The organism is Gulosibacter sp. GYB002 (genome assembly GCF_036577665.1).
Lineage (GTDB): Bacteria > Actinomycetota > Actinomycetes > Actinomycetales > Microbacteriaceae > Gulosibacter > Gulosibacter hominis.
In genome coordinates, this window is record NZ_JARBDD010000014.1 from 291,944 (window position 1) to 311,315 (window position 19,372).

The window sequence follows — 19,372 nt, forward strand, 5'->3', positions numbered from 1 at the left end:
TGTTGCAACGCCGCGGCGCCAATCAAATAGGGGCCAACTCACTAGAGAGCTAGCACGCTAGAGGCCAGAGTCGGCAACTCCCTGCTGGATGAGTCCACGACGCACGCACGCCAGCTGTTCGGCAACCTCGGTTGCCACCGTCTCAGCGCGCTTTCGTGAGGCAGCGTCATTACGACGTCCCAGCGATGAGACCACCTGCTCGATCAGCCCGAGCTCGTGCTGTACCGAGTTACGAAAAGCCCGCAGGTGACGCGGTTCAATCCCCCGCCGTTCAAGCAGCACCAGCGTCGCCAAAAGCTGCACGTGGGCCTGCGTGTAGTGCTGTTGCCGCGGCAGCAGCTGCGCCTGCAGCGCCTGATCGAGCAGCTCGCGGCTGGCTCCCGACTGGGTCAACAGTTGGTGGCGCGACACCAGTTCGTCTCCGAGCAGGATGCTTCGGGAGGGCGCGGCAGATTCCGCTCCGGGGAGCTTCGGCTGTTCGCCGCGGTCGAGAGCCTCGAGATACTCCCCGATAACGCGCAGCGGCAAATAGTGGTGGCGCTGCAGCTGCAGGATTGTGCGCACCCGTTCGACATCGCGCTCGGTGAACTTGCGATAGCCAGCCGGCGTGCGGTCGGGATTCAGCAGCCCCTGCTCTTCAAGAAACCGCAGCTTTGAGGGCGTAAGGTCGGGGAATTCCGCTCCCAATCTGAGCTGTACTTGCCCGATCGAAAGCGAAGCTGCCGGACGCGTCCGGCGGGCGGCGCTGCTGCCACTCATAGCTCGGGGGCGGCCGGGGTGTTGACGTCGATCGGCGAGGCGTAGAAGGTCAGCCGGTACTTGCCGATCTGCACCTCGCTACCGTTCGAGAGTTCAACCTGGTTGATGCGCTCACCGTTGTAGTAGGTGCCGTTCAGCGAGCCGAGATCGCGCAGCTGGAACGTTGTTCCCTGCCGGGTGAATTCGGCGTGACGACGCGACACGGTTACATCGTCGAGAAAAATTTCAGCATTGGGGTGACGGCCGGCAATTTGCAGGTCGGTGTCAAGCAGGTAGCGAGCGCCGATGTTGTTCCCGCGCCGAACAATGAGCAGCGCCGACCCCGAGGGCAGAGCGCTGATCGAGTCCATCTCTTCTTTTGAAACGCCGCCGGCGATGAGCGCCGCGAGCTGGGCGCTGAAATCGCCAGTAAATGACATGGTTGACGAATGATCCGCCGCTGCAGACGCCTGCGCGTTGTCCGGGCCGTCTGGGAGCAGCCCCTCGCCGCGACCATCCATGGTTGCCATTCGTTCCTCCTGCTAAATGTGAGCATCCAGTTTATCGCAAGCGGCGCATCCAAAAACTGATGATCTGCCCGGTACCGGGGAGTTTTTCAGGCTCTTCTCGGCGCTGCGCTGCGACAAACCTGCTTGCCCACCCTACGCTGACGCCTATGTTCGATGATCGGTACGACGACGACCCGGTCGCCCGCATGCGCGCGGCACGGGTGCCACGCGAGCCACAAAAGTTGCCGGCACAACGTGGGCTTTGGGTCGAAGACACCGTCACCGAGTTCTATGGCGAGCTCGTGCGCGCCGACCGCAACCAGGTAGAGCTGCGTGATGCCGACGGCGCTACCCGCCGCTTTCCGCGCGACACGATCTTTTTGGACGACGACGGCAACGCCGTACAGCTCGATTTCACCCGTCCGCAACCAACCGCTCCCGCCCGTAGCGCTTCTGGTTCGGTGTATGTCAAGGATGCACCGGCGCGGGTCGCGCGGGCCGGGCGCATCTTCGTTGAGGGTCGCCACGATGCCGAACTCGTCGAAAAGGTGTGGGGTCACGATCTGCGCGTCGAGGGTGTGGCGGTGATCTATCTCGAGGGTGCCGACCATCTCGATGAGGTGCTGCTCGAATTCCAGCCGTCGCGGCATCGCCGGGCCGGGGTGCTGCTTGATCACCTGGTACACGGTTCAAAAGAGTCGCGGATCGCGGCGCACATCATGCAGCGGTTCGGCACCGATGCGGTGCGAGTTGTCGGTCATCCCTATGTGGACGTGTGGCAGGCACTTCGCCCCGAACGTCTCGGTTTGAACGAGTGGCCGGTCATCCCGCGCGGGCAGTCTTGGAAACACGGTATTTGTGCGGCGCTTGGCTGGCCGCACGAAGATCAGGCCGATATTGCTCGCGCGTGGCAGCACATCCTTGGCCAGGTGCGCAATTGGCACGATCTTGAGCCGGCGGTAATTGGCCGCGTTGAAGAGCTGATTGATTTTGTGACCGAAGAATAGTCGGAGGCTCGCGCTACGGTTGCGATATGCGCATTCTCCACACTTCCGACTGGCATATCGGACGCACCTTTCACGGCGAATCAGTGCTCGACAACCTCGCACTTGCGCTCGACCGTCTCCACGAACAGGTGCGCGAGCACGGCGTCGAGGTGGTGTGCATCTCGGGCGATATTTTTGATTCGGCCGTCCCCTCGGCTAAGGCGCTGCAATTTTTTGATGCGCGACTCGCCGAATTTGTTGATGATGGTGCGCGGGTGCTGGTCACTTCCGGTAACCATGATTCGGCTGCCCGGCTCGGTTATCTGGCGCGCTGGCTGGGCGAGTCGGGCATCCATATTCTTGCCGATCCGTCTCGACCGGCCGAGTTTATTGAGCTACAGGATGCATCCGGCCCGGTTCGTTTTTATGGCATCCCCTATCTTGAACCGGCGATTGTGCGTTCCCATGCCGAAGGTGACCAGGTCGGTTCTCAGCGCGATGCGATCGCGTGGGCGATGGGACTGGTGCGTGAGTCGCTTGCCGGGTTCGACGGTCGCGTCGTGGTGCTCGCCCACTGTTTTGCGGCCGGGGTGCCCGATACCGGGGTGGCTGACGATATTGAACGCGATCTGAGCGCGGGCGGTATCGATGTGGTGCCGCTGGAGCTGTTTGAGGGTGTCAGTTATGTGGCGCTCGGTCATATTCACAGCCGGTCGAGGCTCAGTGAGCGGGTGCGATATTCGGGGGCGCCGCTGCACTATTCGTTTGGGGAGGCGAATCAGCCCCGCGGTTCGTGGCTCATCGATCTCGGTGGTGCAGGCAGCGATACCGCCGATGATTTTGCCTGCCAGTGGCTCGAGTTGCCGGTGCCGAGGCTGCTGGTTGAGCTCACTGGCACGCTACAAGAGCTCGAAACCAGCGCAGAGTTTGCCGCTCACACCGAGAGCTGGGTGAGTGCGCGGCTCACCGATGGCGATCGGCCGGTTGATGCGATGCGCCGCCTGCGGCAGCGGTTCCCGCACGCCGTGCATCTTGAGTATGTGCAGCGAAGCACCACCCAGCAGGCTCGCCGAACGCTGCCCCGCGCTACCTCTCCTGAGGAACACACGGATGCGTTTCTCAAACACGTTCGCGAGGCGCAGGGCCTGACTCAGTTTGAAAATGAAGTGCTGACCGATTTACTGAGCGAAATCCGCAAACAGGAGGCCGAGCGATGAAGGTGCTGAACCTGAAGGTCGCGGGTTTCGGCCCCTACCGCAGCGAACAATTCGTCGACTTCACACGCTTTGACGGTGACGGGCTCTTCCTCATCGCGGGGCCCACGGGCGCGGGCAAATCGAGTGTGCTCGATGCCATCATGTACGCCCTGTATGGCAGCACTCCGCGCTATGACGACACCGGCACCGGTGAACAGATCCGCAGTAATTTTTGCGGCCCGACCGACCCCACGCAGGTGACGGTCGAATTTGAACACGGCGGTGTGTACTACCGGATGAGCCGGTCACTCGCCTATCAGGTGCCGAAAAAAACGGGCGACGGTATGCGCACGGTTGCCGGCAAACTCGCGTTTGAACGCCGCGAAAGCGATCAGTGGCACACGATCGCCACCAAGGCCAAGCAGGTGGCGCAGGAGTTCGCGGCGGTGTTTCCGCTACGCGCCGAAGAGTTCTTGCAGGTGGTACTGCTGGCACAAAACGCCTTCATGAAATTCCTCGATGCCAAAACTGGCGAGCGCCAGGAGGTGTTGCGAAAGCTCTTCCGCACTTATCTCTACCGCGATCTGATGGATGCGGCGAAATCTCGCGCCGATGCGGCTCGCGTTAGCGTCGACGAAACCCGCGGCGCCCTTGATGTGGCTGTGGCTGAAATTGAGCGGCTGCGCGGCAGTGTTTGCGCTGCGGCTGAAGGGATTGCCGCCGATGCTGCTGCCGATGCCGCTGAGGTCGCTGCTGATTCGGGCTCTGCTGATGCGGCTGCGAGCGACGACGCCCCGACCGCTGACGACAGCGCCGCGGCACCCTCACCGGAACAGCTGGTTGCGGCTGCCCTGGCCGAAATTGCGGCGGCGCAGGCGTGGGTGCGAGATGCCCGCGATCATGCAGAGTTGGTCGCCAATGCGGATGCACAGCGTGCCGCGAAAGCAAAAGAGCAGCGTCAGCTGCAGCAGCTGCGCGACCAGCTGCAACAAGAGCGCGATGCGCTGCAGCAGCAGTCACAGCACATCGAAGATCAGGTCGTCCCCAAAATCGCCGCGGCTGAGGCGGCGGCACCGCTACTGCCCTATCTTGACAGCGAAGAACGAGCCGGCACGGCAGTTGCCGAAGCTGCGGACGAGCTCAGGGCCGCTCGCATCCGCCTGGCAGATGTTGACACCGACACCGAGCTTGCTATCGGTCGGCAGACAGCCGACACCGAAGAGTCTGGCGTGCTATCGGACGAGCTCGTGGCCAAGCACACCGGGGAGCTTGAGCACGCGCGCGAATTTTTGGGAGTGCTGCGCGAGCGCGCCGACGCTGAGACAGAACTCGAGCAACTCGAGCAGCGCCAACGAGAGACCAACGAACTTGTCGACTCGCTCGCAGAGCAGCTTGACCGACTGCAGCGTGAAGCAACCGAACGCCCGGCAAAACTCGCCGAACAACAGGCCAAGCACACTGAGTTCACCAGGCTCGCCGCGCTTGTTGCGGCTCGCACCGAAGCGGTGGAGCAGGCAGAGCGGGTCTGTGCCGCGGCACGCGAACTGCCAGCCGCCGAAACGCGGTGTGAACAGGCAGCGGCCGCCTATCGCAGCGCGCTTTCCGAACGCGAGCACGCCAATCAGCAGGAACGTGAGCTCGCCGAGCGCCGCTATCGCAACGCCGCGATCGAACTAGCCTCGCAGCTCACCCCAGGCGATGCCTGCGCCGTTTGCGGTGCCACCGACCACCCGAACCCGGCGCACGCCGGCGATGTACAGCAGCAGCCGGTAAGCGATGCCGAACTGGCCGCGGCACGCGAGCGCTCACAGCTGGCGCATGACCGCGTCAGTGCCGCACACGATGAATTACAGACGCACGAGCGGGAACGTGATGCCCTGCGTGAGAGGTCGGGCGGCACCTCCCTCGATGCGGCCACCGCCACGCTCACCACCGCCCGCGCCGAACTCACGGCGGCCCGCGAGGCAGATGCGGCGCTCGAAGCGTGCAATGAGCGGATAGAGGCCCTCAAACACGAAATCGACACCGATGCGCAGCGACTTCGCGAAGCTGAAACCGCGCTCGTTCAGGCACGCAGTTCGTTCGACACCGCGGCCACGGCGAACCAATTAAAGCGCACCGAGGTCACCCGTTTACGAGCCGGTCAGCCGACCATCGCCGAGCGCATCGAGCTCATTTCAGCACTCGTGACGGCCACCGACTCGCTGTTGCAATCAAATAGCGCCGTGCGCAACACCAAGCAGCAGCTTAAGGCGGCCAGCCGCCAACTCGATGAGCGGCTCGCCAGCTCACCGTTTGCCGATCGTGATCGGCTCGTGGCAGCCGCGCTGCCGGCATCCAAAGTGGCCGAGTTGCGTGAGCAGGTCCACCAGCATCGCGAGGCTGTCGCCGAGGTGCGTGCCAAACTCGCCGATGAGCGTTTTGCCACGCTCCCCGACATTCCCGTTGACAGCGACGCCCCCGCAGCTGTGGCCCGAGCAAGTGCCGACCGACTCACCGAACTCAACCAGCTCGCCGGATCGGTTGGCTCTGAGCAGCGCCGAGCCGCCGAACAGGCCAAGCAGTCGCGCGGGCTTATGGCAAGCCTCGGCGAAGAGGGCGCGCGAGCCGAAGCCATGTCGCGTTTTGCCGACACGCTGCGGGGCGCCAACGCCCGCAAACAAAATATTGAGGTGTTTGTGCTCGCAAGCTGGCTCGAAGAAATCATTCGGGCAGCCAACGCACATCTCACCCAGCTTTCGTCCGGCCGCTACCAGCTCGAGGTGGATGAGTCGATCGAGGCGCATGGACGCCAGTCGGGGCTCGGTATCGCCGTATTCGACAGCTACAACGGCGAGCTGCGAAAACCGCAATCGCTTTCGGGTGGCGAAACGTTTCTCGTGTCACTGGCGCTCGCGCTCGGTCTCGCCGAGGTGGTTTCGGCGCAGGCTGGCGGTATCTCACTCGACACGCTGTTCATCGACGAGGGTTTCGGCTCGCTCGATAGCGAAACGCTCGAGGTGGCGATGCGCAGCCTCGACCAGCTGCGGCAAAGCGGGCGCACTATCGGTGTGATCAGCCATGTCGAGGCAATGCACCAACGCATCCCGGCGAAGCTCGTGGTCGAACGTAATCCGGATGGTTCCAGTCGCCTCCTGGTTGAATGAGTCGGCTAGCCTGCCACCGTGAACACTTCCGTCACCACACCATCCACATTCCCCTGGCACGCCCGGGAGCTCACCGAAGTGGCGGCACAGCTACAGACCGATTTTGACAGCGGGCTCACCGCTGACGAGGCTCATCGACGTCGTCAGGAATATGGCGATAACGAATTGCGTAGCGCGCCTCCAGTGCCCGGCTGGCGACGGTTCCTCACGCAGTTCCGCGATCCACTCGTGTATCTGCTTTTTGCGGCGGTCGTCATTTCGTTTTCCGCTTGGCTAGTGGAGGGATCAACCTCGGTTCCGGTCGATGCGCTCGTCATTCTAGTGATCATTCTGCTCAATGCGGTCATCGGTTTTGTGCAGGAAGAGCGCGCTTCCACCGCCGTTGCCGCGCTGGCAAAAATGAGTTCGCCGCAGGCCACGGTCATCCGTGGCGGGGCGCGCCAACAGGTACCGAGCATCGAGCTCGTGCCGGGAGACATCATCCTCCTCGAAGAGGGAAATACAGTGCCGGCCGATGCGCGCGTTTTAGAGGCGGCCCAGCTGCTGGTGGAGGAAGCGTCACTGACCGGTGAATCGGTGCCGGTAGAAAAGGATGCGACCGCGACAGTCGCCGAGGATGCGGCGCTGGGCGATCGACACACCATGGTCTTTTCGAGCACCGCGGTCTCCCAGGGAGTTGCCCGCGCGGTGGTGTGCACCACCGGGATGCGCACCGAAGTGGGCAAAATTGCCGAACTGCTCGATGCCACCGAGGTCGAAGCAACGCCGCTTGAGCGCGAAATCGCCGCGGTGGGCAGGGCACTCACCGTGCTGGTGCTGCTGATCGCTGTGGTGGTAATGGTCACTGTTTATGCGGTTACGCCCGACCATTCCGCTGCGAGCCTCATCACTATTTTGCTGCTCGGTGTCTCATTGGCGGTGGCTGCCGTACCCGAGGGGTTGCCAGCGATTTTGTCACTCGTGCTGGCGCTCGGCGTGCAGCGGATGGCGGCCCGTCGAGCCATCGTAAAACGGCTCAGCTCAGTCGAAACACTCGGCTCAGCCACCGTCATCTGCTCGGATAAAACTGGCACCCTCACCCAAAACGAGATGACCATTGAGCGTGTCGTTACCGTGGGGCAAACGGTAGACCTCTCGGAGGTTTCGCGCGACGGACGTTCGTTTGGTGACGCTGATGCATCCGAGGCCGCACGGGTGCTGCAGCTTGGCACCATCGTCAACAATGCAGAGGTGCGGTTTAGCGGTGATGCCGCCCCCGAAATCTTCGGCGATCCCACTGAGGCCGCCTTTCAGCTCGCACTCCATCGGCACGGCATCCCCTCGCCGCAGGTGAACCGGCTGCGCGAGGTGCCATTCACTTCGGCCCGTAAGCGCATGTCGATCCTGGTCGCAACCGATGCGGGCGATCGCAGCGTTGTCGCCAAGGGCGCACCGGATGTGCTCATCGAACGCTGTGACCGGGCACTGGTCGACGGTGAGGTGGTGCCACTCACCCCGCAAATGCGCAGCACCATCCTGAAACAGGTGACCGGGCTATCCGAGCGGGCCTATCGCACCCTCGCAGTTGCTGCCCGCCCGGCGGCGGCAGCAGACGAGCACGCCGAAGATGATGAGCTTGAGTCGCGGCTCATCTGGCACGGCGTGCTCGGCATTGTTGACCCACCGCGCACCGAGGTTGCCGCCGCTATTACCGAGGCGAAGGGCGCCGGCATTCGTATCGTCATGATCACCGGCGACCATCCCCGCACCGCCAACAGAATCGCCGCCGATCTGGGCATTGTCGATACCGCAAACGCTGCAGTGCCATTCACCGGCCCGCAACTTGACCGCCTCAGCGACGAGGAGTTTGCGGCGGCCGTGCGTGAAACCTCGGTATTTGCGCGCGTGGCACCCGCGCACAAGCTGCGGATTATCAACGCGCTACGCGCTGATGGAGAAGTGGTTTCGATGACCGGCGACGGCGTAAACGACGCGCCCGCACTCAAATCGGCGGATATTGGGGTCGCCATGGGGATCACCGGAACCCAGGTCACCCGCGAATCGGCCGATATGATCCTCGCCGACGACAACTTTGCAACGATCGTGGCGGCTGTACGCGAGGGCCGCGGCATTTTTTCGAATATCCGCAAATTTTTACGCTATCTGCTGTCGTCAAATATGGGCGAGGTGCTCACCATGCTGTTGGGGGTACTGTTTGGCGCGATGCTCGGACTGCGGCTCGATGACGGCACCGTGATCCTGCCGCTACTCGCCACACAGATTCTGTGGATCAACCTGCTCACCGATTCACTGCCCGCGCTGGCTCTGGGAGTCGACCCCACCGAAACCGATGTGATGCAGCATCCGCCGCGTCGGCTCACCGATCGCGTAATCGACGGCCAAATGTGGTTCACGATTGTGTTTGTGGGGCTGGTCATGGCCGCAGCCACCCTCTTTGCCTTCGATTTTTTCCTACCCGGCGGCCTCATTGACGGCCCGCACACCACTGACGAAGCCCACGCACGCACGGTTGCGTTCACGGTGCTCGTAGTCGCCCAGCTGTTTAACGTGTTCAACTGTCGTTCGGATGCGCGCAGCGGCTTCAACGGAATGTTCCGGAATCGCTGGCTGTGGTGTGCCATCAGCCTTTCGGTGTTACTCCAGGTGGCGGTGGTCTACGTGCCGCTGCTCAATCAAGCGTTTGGCACCGTTCCCCTCAACACAGAGCAGTGGGTGATGGCGATCGGGCTTGCCTCGACGGTGCTGTGGGCCGATGAGCTGCGCAAGCTGGTGCATCGCGCAGTTGTCGGCAATCGCAACGAATAGCCCCGCCGCCTCACACAGCAGCTACCCGGCGGGCACTGTCGGCCACGCGCCAATCGCCACTGCCGGCGGCCCGATATGGTTGGGAGCATCCGATCTCCCGCCTGAGGATTGTGCTCACTTGACCAGTTTTGATGTCGATGCCATCGGCCGCGACCTACCGGCGCTCGCGCTAGCGGCACCGCTGCGTTCGGCGATCACCGAACATCGCGCAGCCGTGATCACCTCTCCCCCGGGTTCTGGTAAAACCACGGTGGTGCCGCCGGTGCTCGCCAACCTCAGCACCGGTCGCGTGCTTGTCGCTCAGCCCCGTCGGGTGGCGGCGCGGGCCGCGGCGAGGCGCCTCGCATCCCTCACCGGCACCGCCCTGGGCGACCTTGTGGGCTACACGGTGCGGGACGACAGCAAAGTGTCGCGGCACACGCGCGTCGAGTTCGTTACCGCGGGTGTGCTCGTGCGCCGGCTGTTGCACAGCCCCGACCTTCCGGGTGTGTCGGCCGTGGTGCTCGACGAAGTGCATGAGCGCAGTATCGATGCCGATCTCGCGTTTGCGTTCAGCCAGCAGATTGCACAGCTGCGTGACGATCTCTCCGTGGTGGCGATGTCGGCAACCCTCGACGCTGCACAGTGGGCGACACTGCTCGGCGATGCGCCCGTGCTCTCGGTGCCGATGGAATTGCATCCGCTCACCGAACACTGGGTGCCGTTCGCCGGCCACCGGCTGGATGAACGCGGTGTGCGCCGCGAGTTTCTTGACCATGTCGCCGCCACCACGCGCGAAGCGATGGCCACGCATCCCGAACATTCGGCGCTGGTGTTCTTGCCCGGCCATCGCGAGGTCGAGCGGGTGGTGACAAGTTTGCGTGCCGACGGAGTCGAGGCGGTTTCGCTGACCGGTTCGCTCTCGCCCGCCGAACAGGATGCCGCACTGCGGCCGGCGCCGAACGGTGCGCCGCGCGCGGTTGTCGCCACCGCGGTTGCCGAATCATCGCTCACGGTTCCCGATATTCGCATCGTGGTTGACTCGTGTCTTACGCGTGAGCCGCGGCTTGATCTTGCCCGCGGCATCTCGGGGCTGGTGACCGTATCGGTGTCGCAGGATTCGGGTCGGCAGCGTGCCGGCCGTGCCGCGCGCGTTGGCCCGGGAGTCGTGTATCGCTGCGTGAGTGAGGCGCAGTGGGCGAGTTTTGCTGCCGTACGCAAACCCGAAATCGACACCGTCGATCTCACCGAAACGGCGCTGCTACTGGCGCTGTGGGGTGATCCGTTTGCTCGAGATCTCACGTTCCCCGACCCTCCCGCACCCGATGCCCTGCGCCGAGCACAGCGGACGCTGCAACTGCTGGATGCGGTCACGATTGCCGCCAACGAAACGGTCACGATTACCGACCGCGGCGAACACCTGGCTCGGTTTCCGATGCATCCTCGCCTCGCCCGCGCGCTCATCGACGCCGCGCCGCGCATCGGGCCGGCTGCGGCCGCCGAATGTGTTGCCACCCTGCAATCGACCCAGCGCGCACCACGCGGTGATCTCGCGGCACTCGATCGGCAACTACGAAACGGTGATGGTCTGGCCGCCCGCCAGTGGCGCCGCGAACGCGACCGGCTGCAGCGGCTGCTCGGTAGCGTCACGAATGCCGCGGAGTCGACTGATCTCTCGGCAGAACAGGCACTGGCGTTCGTGGCGGCCGCCGCGCATCCCGAACGCATCGCCTGCGCCCGCGGCGGCGATGGGTCGTATCTTTTCGCCGGCGGCACCGGCGCGCAGCTGCACCGTGACGCGGCGCTGATGGGTCAGCAGTGGCTGGTTGCCACCGATGTGACTCGCGGTCACGCCGCGGATGGTTCGGGGGCGCAGATTCGCGCCGCGGTGCCTATCACCAGGCAGCTCGCGCTTGAGGTGGCCCCTTCGATGCACACGACCGCTACCGAAACTGCGCTGGTTGACGGTCGGGTCAGCGCCCGCCAATATGAGCGGCTCGGAGCGATCACGCTTGCCGAAACGGCGGTGTCGCCCGCACCCGATCAGGTGCTGGCGTGTGTGCGTGATGAGTTCGCCCGGCAGGGACCGCAGCTGCTGCACTGGTCGGCAGCGGCCCAGCAATTGCGCAACCGGTTGGCGTTTGTGCATCGCTATTTGGGTGCGCCGTGGCCGGATGTTTCGGATGCGGCACTTCGCGAGCTGGGTGCCGATTGGCTCGGCCCCGAGTTTGCACGGGTCGCGGACGGTGCCTCGCTGCGCTCGCTCGATCTGCTGCCGGCACTGCAGCGGCTGCTGCCCCGGCCCGAGGCCGCCGGGCTCGCCGATTTGGTGCCGGAATATTTGCAGGTGCCCACCGGCTCAAAAATCCGCATCGAATATCCCGAGGCGGGCGATGCGGATGCGCCGGCGCGCTGTTCGGTGAAGCTCCAGGAGTGTTTCGGGATGCTCGACACACCTCGGCTGGTTGGTGGCCGTGCGCCGCTAGTGATGCAGTTGTTGTCACCGGCACAGCGGCCGGTGGCGATCACCGAGGATCTCGCCTCGTTTTGGCAGCAGGGGTATCCGCAGGTGCGGGCCGAGCTGCGCGGCCGCTATAGCAAGCATCCCTGGCCGGAAGATCCGTTGACTGCACCGCCGCAGCGGGGCACGAAAAAGTCGGGCCGGTAGCGGCGTAGGCCGGTACCGACCCACGCCCGTGCACCGAATTCGGCAGCAAAAAACCGTTCGGCCCGCACCGGGAACCGAACGGTTTTTGCTACCGACTGGCTAGCCGTTAGTGGATGAACAGCCGCGCCGCGGTGATGGCGGTGAGGATCACACCGTAGGCGAGGATGCCGCTGACGATCAGCCACGAGAATACGAGGCGACCGGCGCCCGGTAGTGATTTGTCACCCACCTGCTCGATTTCGCTGCGTCCGTTGAGTTCGTCGAGGTGTGCTTTGACAACATCTTCGGGTTCGTGGAAGCGCGAGTCGACCGCGCGCACCAGCAGGTTGGCGATGAAACCGACCGCGAGCACACCGATCATGATGAACAGCGCAACCCGATAGGCACCGGCATCGAGTTCGCCGGGCTTGCCCTGCGCATCGAGCACCGCGTTGACGATCAACGGCCCGGCGACACCCGCGGCCGACCAGGCGGTGAGCAGGCGGCCGTGGATGGCGCCCACCTGGTAGGTGCCGAACATGTCACGCAAATAGGCGGGGATAGTGGCGAAGCCACCGCCGTAGAACGACAGCGCAATCACGGCGAACAGCACGAACAGGGCCACCGAGGTGTGGCCGAGTAGCGCCAGGCCGGCGAACATCAGCATCCCGACGCCCAAATAAATCATGTAGATCGGTTTGCGGCCGATCTTGTCTGAGGTTGACGACCACACGAATCGGCCCGCCATGTTGAACAGCGATAGCAGGCCAACAAAACCGGCGGCGGCTGCCGCGGTCACAGTCGAGGTGCCATCGGGCTGGCGGAAGAAGTCTTGGATCATGGGGCTGGCCTGCTCGAGGATGCCGATACCGGCGGTGATGTTGGTGAACAGCACGATCCACAGCAGCCAGAACTGCGGGGTGCGGATGGCATTCTTTGCCGACACCGACTTGTCGGTGATCATCGAGTTGCTCTTGGCGGGGGCGGGCGTCCAACCTTCGGGTTTCCAGTCGGGATGCGGCAGGCGGATGTTGGCGACACCGATGAGCATGAGCACCAGGTAGATGGCAGCGAGGGTGACAAATAGCAGCGCCACCGCCGAGCCGCTGACCACCGCGGCTTTATCGCTGGGGTCGAAGGCGGGGTCGTAGAGGCTCATGAGCTGGCGCGAGATGGGGCTTGCCACCATCGCACCGCCACCGAATCCCATGATGGCGAGGCCGGTTGCCAGGCCCGGCCGGTCGGGGAACCACTTGATAAGGGTTGAGACCGGTGAGATGTAACCGATCCCGAGACCGATGCCGCCGATGAACCCGTATCCGAGGTACAGCAGCCACAGCTGTTGCGTGGCGATGCCGAGTGCGCCGATGAGGAAGCCCGTCACCCAGAAGCACATCGAGAAGAACATGGCTCTGCGGGGACCGTTGCGGTCAACCCAGGTGCCGAGCACTGCGGCCGAGACGCCGAGCATGACGATGGCGATCGAGAAGATCACACCGATTTCGGTGGCCCCACGCCGAAGTGCGCGGCGAGCGAGGTTTTGTACACGCTGGTTGCGTACACCTGACCGATGCTCAGGTGTACGGCGAGAGCTGCGGGTGGGATGAGCCACCGGTTATATCCCATAGGTGCGATGATGTTGCGCCGGTCAAGGTATCCGGCGAGCCCGCCGCGACGCGCGGTGGATGCTGGTGCAGTAGACATAGAGGTTCTCCCGACTACGACCGATCGCGCCGATGCGATCGGTGCCAATAGTTAATCGGACAGCACGATACGTTGATTTGGCCAATATTTCGAAATCAACGCGCGAATTTCGCGCTGACGACGAATTTACAAACCGCATTCATTTCGCCGCGTGATTACTTTGCCCGCACCGGCCCAATAGGCAGCGGGCCCAATAAGCCCCGGTCCCAATAAGTACCGGCCCGTTAAGCACCGGCTAAATAGCACTGCGCGTTAGCCACGGCCGAATAGCGATCGGAACGGCGAGGTGACGCGAGCCCAGCGTTCGCGACGGCGCTGCCGCAGCTCGTGTTTGTGGGCGTCACGACGCAGGTCATCCACAAGCCCCATGAGCCGGTTTTTGCGTTCAACCGGGTCGTCTTGTTCCGGCGGAATTGCCGTGTCTTGCAGCATCCGCGCCCGGAACATTTCGTCCATCGCGTCTTGCCGTGCCTGGGTGGCGACTTCAGATCGGAATTGTTCGTCGTCGCGCTGGCCGCGCAGCAGCTTCGCAAGCGCGGTTTCGGCTTCGCTACGTAGTTGCAGCGAAGCGGGGTCGAGGTTTTCGGCGGGGTTCCCGCGGTAAGCCTGGCTGCCCTTGGTGCGAACGAGATTTCGGGTGGCGGTGAGCCGCTCGGCGGCCGCATCGCTTTCTTCGGCCAGCCGGTCGATTTCAGCGAGCACGAGTTGGTCGTAGTGGCTTCGAGGCAGCCGCTGATCTTTGCCCATCACTTCGACGATGATTCGGTTTTTTACGCGCATCCGCAGCACCGAACGGGCAATCATCAGGCCCTCGGTTGCGAGTCGATCGACTTCAGCGTCGAACTCAGCCGACCTCTCGGCAGCATCGGCCATCTCGACTCCTTTCAGCTCTCCCATTATGCCGCAGCGCGAGGGCGTTGCGGGGCCACTCAGCCACGGGTGCCATTCTGGTCATATGAGCAGCGTGCGCCAGCCGGCCGTCGCCGGAATGTTTTATCCCGCCGAACCGGGCGAGCTGCGCGCGCAGGTCGATCAGCTGCTGGCACAGCACCCGCACGCCACGGTGCCAAATTTGCGGGCGCTGATCGCTCCGCACGCTGGCTACCGGTTTTCGGGAGCGATTGCCGCATCCGGGTATAACTGTATTCCGGTTACCGGGCCCCTTCGGGTACTGCTGCTCGGGCCCACGCATCGGATGGCGATTCGGGGTGTTGCCGACCCGGCGGTGGCTGCGTTCGCCACTCCCCTGGGCGAGGTGCCGCTCGATGCCGAGATGATGACCGCGGTGCGCAAGTCGCCAGCTGTGGTGGCGGCGCCGCAGGTGCACGCGCAGGAGCATTCGCTCGAGGTGCACCTGCCGTTTTTACAGCGGCTGGCCGCGAAGGATGAGGTGCCGCTCACGGTGGCGCCGCTTGCCGTGAGCGAGGTGACGCCGGCGCTCGCCGCGCAGGTGATCAGCCGGGCACTTGCCGCGGTGCCGGATGCGCTCGTGCTCGTATCGAGCGATCTATCGCACTATCTCGACTATGCACAGGCCCGGCTGCGCGATGCGCAAACTATCGAGCGGATGCTGCGCTGTGAGGCGCAGCTGCTTCCCGGGGATGCGTGTGGGGTGCGCCCAGTGAACGGCCTGCTGCACCACGCCGCCGCATCCGGCTGGCAGGCTGAGCTTGTTGCGGCCGCGAACTCAGGCGATACGTCCTATGGTGATCACGACCGAGTTGTCGGATATGCCTCGCTGACCTTTACCGCACCACGACCCGATTCAATGACACAGCAGGGGGATGCTGAATGACGCACGCACTCACTGACGAACAGGGACAGGAACTGGTGCGGCTCGCGCGGGCCGCGATCGCGTCCGAGCTCGGCGCGCACACCGATTGGCCCGGTGGTGATGATGCGCTGCACCATCCGGGTGCCACTTTTGTGACCCTCGAAATTGATGGCGCGCTGCGCGGTTGTATTGGCACGCTTTCGGCGTATCGCAGCATCCGTGACGATGTCATCGAAAATGCGCTGGCCGCAGCGTTTAATGACCCGCGGTTTGCGCCACTGCGCGCGGCTGAACTCGAGCGGGTGACGGTGAGTGTGTCGCTGCTTACGACACCGGTTGCGATTGAGTACGGCGGCACCGAGGCGGGGGCGATCGCGGCGCTGCGGCCCGGTATCGACGGGGTGATTCTGCGGTCGGGGCGTCACCGGGCCACCTATCTTCCGCAGGTGTGGCAGCAGCTTCCCGAACCGGCACAGTTTTTGCGCAGTCTGAAACGCAAAGCCCGGCTCGACGAGCATTTTTGGTCGCCGAACATTGAGTTGCAGCGCTATGAGGTGCGAGAGTGGAGCGAGTAGCGGCCCGCTGGTGGCATGCGGTTGACGATGGCCGCCTGCAGTGTGATCTGTGCCCTCGCGAGTGCAAATTGCGCGATGGTCAGCGCGGTTTTTGTTTTGTGCGGATGCGCGATGGCGAGCAGATCGTGCTCGACACCTATGGCCGCTCAAGCGGGTTTTGTATCGATCCGGTTGAAAAAAAGCCGCTGAATCATTTTTATCCGGGCACCTCGGTGCTGAGTTTTGGCACCGCCGGCTGTAATCTCGGCTGCAAATTTTGCCAGAACTGGGATATTTCGACTTCGCGCGAGATCGACAGCCTCGCCGATCAGGCCACGCCCGAGGCGATCGCGCAGGCAGCGCTTCGCACCGGCTGTGATTCGGTGGCGTTCACCTATAACGATCCGACCATTTTTGCCGAGTATGCGATCGATATTGCTGCCGCCTGCCGTGAGCGCGGTGTGAAGTCGGTTGCGGTGAGTGCGGGGTATATTTCACCGCAGCCGCGCGCCGAACTGTATGGCGCGGTTGATGCCGCGAATATCGATCTCAAGGGCTTTAGCGACGACTTTTATCGTCGAATTACGGGTGCCCGGTTGCAGACGGTGCTCGACACGCTGAGTTTTATTCGGCATGAAACCGATTGTTGGTTAGAGATCACCACGCTGCTGATTCCCGGCCATAACGATTCGGATGCCGAAATCGAGCGGATGGCGAATTGGATTGTGAACGAGCTGGGGCCGGATGTGCCGCATCATTTCACGGCCTTTCATCCCGATCACCGGATGCGCGATGTTCCGCGCACACCACCGGCAACGCTTTCGAGGGCTCGCCAGATCGCCATCGATGCCGGTGAACGTTTTGTGTACACCGGCAATGTGCGTGATGCCCGCGGCGGGACCACCTGGTGCCCGGGGTGCGGTGTCGGGCTGATCGTGCGCGATTGGCATCGGGTGCGCGAATATCGATTGACAGCCGACGGCTGCTGCCCGGATTGCGGTCGCGCGGTGCCGGGACGATTTGCCGAGCGGCTGGGAAACTTTGACGGCCGTCGGGTCCCGGTGCGGATTACATCCCGGCGCGGTTCCCATCCGTTGGTCGCCGGCAGCCGTAACCGAGTCTTGTAACAATGTTCGACATGACGCATTCTGACGCTCTGGCAAAAACGGCTCTCATTTTTGAGGGTGGCGGGATGCGCGCCAGTTTCACTTCGGCGGTAGTGGCGCGGCTGATTGCCGAGGGGATTGATTTCCCGTGGGTGGGTGGCATTTCTGCCGGCGCGAGCTGCACCGCGAACTATTTGAGCCGTGATGTTGCCCGTGCCCGCGAGTCGTTTGTGGATTTGGCCGCCGACCCCCACTTTGGCAGTTGGCACACCTGGATGCAGGGCAAGGGTCGTTTTCATGCCGAATATATTTATGAGCAAACCGGGCTTCCCGGTGAGGCGCTCCCCTACGACTGGGAGGCGTACCGCGTGCATCCGGCGCAATTTGCGGTCGGTGCGGTGCAGGCCGACACGGGTCGGATGGTGTATTGGGGCCGCGATGATGTGCAGGATTTGCACGATCTGATGGTGCGGGTGCGTGCCTCGTCGACGCTGCCGGTGTGGATGCCCCCGGCGACGATTGACGGTCACATGTATTTTGACGGCGCGCTCGGCCCCACGGGCGGGTTTGCGCTGGATGCGGCGAAGGCTGCGGGATTCGAACGCTTTGTGGTGGTGCTCACACGGCCTCGCAACTATGTAAAACCGCTCGGCGGCAGTGTCACGTCGGCGGGGTTACGGGCGATTTTCCGCCGCTATCCGGCGATTGCGGATGCGGTGGTGAAGCGTCCGCTGCGCTATAATCGCACCCGTGCCGAACTGTTTGATCTGGAGCGCAGCGGGCGCGCCTACCTGTTTTGCCCCGAGGGGTTGACCGTGTCGAATTCCGAAACGGATGTGCGCAAGCTGCAGCGTATGTATGAACTCGGCGGCGCGCAGATCGAGCGCGAGTTGCCGGCAATACGTGAGTTTCTTGAGTTGCCGGCGTAGCGAGCTGTCAGCGTGACGGCCTGCGGCGCGGGTGACGCCGTGTGACTCGCTCAGCACGGTTGCCGTTCGTCGTGTCAGTAGCATGGGTGCATGAGTGAGCTTGTGTCGCGGATGCGCCGGTTTGGTACGACGATTTTTGCCGAGATGTCGGCGTTGGCGGACGAGCACGATGCCGTAAATCTGGGTCAGGGGTTCCCGGATACTGCCGGCCCGCAGCCGGTGTTGGATGCGGCGATCGCGGCGATCGATGCGGGCCGCAACCAGTATCCGCCGGGCCCCGGTGTGCCGCAGCTGCGTGAGGCCATCGCCGCGCATCAGCGCCACTGGTATGGCCTTGATTGGGATGTCAACTCGGAGGTGCTGGTCACGGCGGGTGCCACCGAGGCGCTGGCGGCGGCGATTTTGGCGCTGTGTGAACCGGGTGATGAGCTGATTGCGTTCGAGCCGTTTTATGACGCTTATGATGCGGATGCGGTGCTGGCGCAGGCGACGCTCGTGCCGGTGCGGCTCGACTGGCCTGAGTTTGCGCTCAATATTGACCGGTTGGCGGCGGCAATCACGCCCAATACGCGTGCGATTTTGTTGAATACCCCGCATAACCCCACCGGCCATGTGTTTTCGTGGGCCGAGCTCGAACAGATTGCCGAATTGGCTGTCGCACACGACCTGATCGTGATTACCGACGAGGTGTATGAACATCTGGCGTTTGATGAGCATCGGCATATTCCGATTGCTTCGCTACCGGGGATGCGCGATCGCACCCTCACGATTTCGTCGGGTGGTAAAACGTTTGCGACCACGGGCTGGAAGATTGGCTGGGTGACCGGTGTCGCCGAACTGGTGTCGGCGGTGATGGCGGTGAAACAGTGGCTCACCTATGTGAATGCCGGGCCGTTCCAGGAGGGTATTGCGGCGGGCTTGGCGCTGCCGGACGCCGAATTTGCGGCGATTCGTGAGCAGCTGCGTGCCGGCCGCGATCTGCTGGTGCCGGCGCTTGTGGATGCGGGTTTTGCGGTGGCACCCGTGAACGGCGGCTATTTTGCGGTGGCTGATGCGGCACCGCTGGGTGTGACCGATGCGGCGCAATTGTGCCGCGAGCTACCCGAACGTATTGGGGTGGCGGCGGTGCCACTGTCGGCGTTTTATCGGGATGCGTCGGGTGCCGAGTCGCTCGTGCGGTTCGCGTTTTGTAAACGCCCCGAGGTGCTGCGGGAGGCTGCCGCGCGGCTGCGGCGGCTGTAGAGGGTGACGGTTCGCTGGTGCCGCGGATTGTTGCCGGTTGCGCGGTAGTGTGGCAGC

At 63.5% G+C, this 19,372-nt stretch carries 13 protein-coding genes and 1 pseudogene; 10 read left to right on the top strand and 4 right to left on the bottom strand.

Annotated features, from left to right (window positions below; all coding sequences use genetic code 11):
- Positions 1-57 precede the first annotated feature (57 nt).
- Together ftsR and PV375_RS09350 are read right to left on the bottom strand one after the other, a co-directional pair.
- Positions 58-759 carry a transcriptional regulator FtsR gene (ftsR, locus tag PV375_RS09345; protein ID WP_332107062.1) on the bottom strand — a complete coding sequence of 234 codons (702 nt, stop codon included), beginning with the start codon at positions 757-759 and terminating at the stop codon, positions 58-60.
- Positions 756-1,259: an FHA domain-containing protein gene (locus PV375_RS09350; RefSeq protein WP_442903946.1), complete on the bottom strand. Its 504-nt coding sequence runs from the start codon at positions 1,257-1,259 to the stop codon at positions 756-758. Before PV375_RS09350 ends, ftsR begins: the two co-directional genes overlap by 4 nt.
- A 155-nt stretch (positions 1,260-1,414) precedes the next feature.
- Between PV375_RS09350 and PV375_RS09355 the strand changes: the two genes are divergently transcribed.
- The 5 genes from PV375_RS09355 to hrpB all read left to right on the top strand — a co-directional run bounded on the left by PV375_RS09355 (position 1,415) and on the right by hrpB (position 12,027).
- Positions 1,415-2,254, top strand: a complete 840-nt coding sequence (locus PV375_RS09355; protein WP_332107063.1) for a DUF3097 family protein — start codon at positions 1,415-1,417, stop codon at positions 2,252-2,254.
- A 26-nt stretch (positions 2,255-2,280) separates the two neighbouring features.
- Complete coding sequence (locus tag PV375_RS09360; RefSeq protein ID WP_332107064.1) at positions 2,281-3,450, top strand: exonuclease SbcCD subunit D; 1,170 nt, start codon at positions 2,281-2,283, stop codon at positions 3,448-3,450.
- Positions 3,447-6,575: an SMC family ATPase gene (locus PV375_RS09365; protein ID WP_332107065.1), complete on the top strand. Its 3,129-nt coding sequence runs from the start codon at positions 3,447-3,449 to the stop codon at positions 6,573-6,575. The genes PV375_RS09360 and PV375_RS09365 overlap by 4 nt, the downstream gene beginning before the upstream one ends.
- An 18-nt stretch (positions 6,576-6,593) precedes the next feature.
- A complete protein-coding gene (locus PV375_RS09370; protein ID WP_332107066.1) occupies positions 6,594-9,380 on the top strand; it encodes a cation-translocating P-type ATPase in 2,787 nt (928 codons plus the stop codon).
- 118 nt (positions 9,381-9,498) lie between these two features.
- Positions 9,499-12,027 carry an ATP-dependent helicase HrpB gene (hrpB, locus tag PV375_RS09375; RefSeq protein WP_332107067.1) on the top strand — a complete coding sequence of 843 codons (2,529 nt, stop codon included), beginning with the start codon at positions 9,499-9,501 and terminating at the stop codon, positions 12,025-12,027.
- 106 nt (positions 12,028-12,133) lie between these two features.
- Here the strand turns inward: hrpB and PV375_RS09380 are convergent.
- A pseudogene (locus PV375_RS09380) lies at positions 12,134-13,710 on the bottom strand (OFA family MFS transporter).
- Positions 13,711-13,962: 252 nt separating this feature from the next.
- Positions 13,963-14,583: a hypothetical protein gene (locus tag PV375_RS09385; RefSeq protein WP_332107068.1), complete on the bottom strand. Its 621-nt coding sequence runs from the start codon at positions 14,581-14,583 to the stop codon at positions 13,963-13,965.
- Between the two features lie 82 nt (positions 14,584-14,665).
- Here PV375_RS09385 and amrB point away from each other — a divergent pair, with 82 nt between their 5' ends.
- The 5 genes from amrB to PV375_RS09410 all read left to right on the top strand — a co-directional run bounded on the left by amrB (position 14,666) and on the right by PV375_RS09410 (position 19,315).
- Entirely contained in the window at positions 14,666-15,505 is an 840-nt protein-coding gene (gene amrB / locus PV375_RS09390) for an AmmeMemoRadiSam system protein B (RefSeq protein WP_332107069.1), read from the top strand.
- Positions 15,502-16,059, top strand: coding sequence for an AmmeMemoRadiSam system protein A (gene amrA, locus PV375_RS09395; RefSeq protein ID WP_201615159.1), 558 nt, complete (start codon positions 15,502-15,504; stop codon positions 16,057-16,059). The genes amrB and amrA overlap by 4 nt, the downstream gene beginning before the upstream one ends.
- Positions 16,047-17,165, top strand: a complete 1,119-nt coding sequence (gene amrS, locus PV375_RS09400; RefSeq protein WP_332107070.1) for an AmmeMemoRadiSam system radical SAM enzyme — start codon at positions 16,047-16,049, stop codon at positions 17,163-17,165. The genes amrA and amrS overlap by 13 nt, the downstream gene beginning before the upstream one ends.
- A gap of 11 nt (positions 17,166-17,176) precedes the next feature.
- Positions 17,177-18,073 carry a patatin-like phospholipase family protein gene (locus PV375_RS09405; protein ID WP_332107071.1) on the top strand — a complete coding sequence of 299 codons (897 nt, stop codon included), beginning with the start codon at positions 17,177-17,179 and terminating at the stop codon, positions 18,071-18,073.
- A gap of 90 nt (positions 18,074-18,163) precedes the next feature.
- Positions 18,164-19,315: a pyridoxal phosphate-dependent aminotransferase gene (locus PV375_RS09410; protein WP_332107072.1), complete on the top strand. Its 1,152-nt coding sequence runs from the start codon at positions 18,164-18,166 to the stop codon at positions 19,313-19,315.
- Positions 19,316-19,372 lie beyond the last annotated feature (57 nt).